A 272-nucleotide genomic window follows, 5' to 3' on the forward strand; every position below is an offset into this window, starting at 1 on the left:
TTCTGATGGTTGTCCATGATCCCCGGCAACTCACGCCGCATCCGCTGGAAGCCCTGCGCGGCCTCGCGGCGGACCGCAGCAAGGTCTTCCGGCGTCACGTTGCCGCCGATATTGAACACAGGCCTGTAGTACATACCGGCGCGCTGCCCGCGCGTGTGGTCGATCACCGTCTCGTTCGGATGCAGAATCGCCGGAAATCCGCCTTGGCCGTCGATGCCACCCGAACGCGGACCGGCGCCGGTAAAGCCGCCGCCCGCGAAGCTGGGCTTGCC

At 66.9% G+C, this 272-nt stretch carries 1 protein-coding gene; it reads right to left on the minus strand.

The window, feature by feature from the left end; genetic code table 11:
* Positions 1-272 (minus strand): hypothetical protein (locus AC0IW7_RS24810; protein ID WP_471821499.1); only part of this gene is annotated, 272 nt, incomplete at both ends.

The organism is Pseudomonas sp. AC229 (assembly GCF_979254655.1).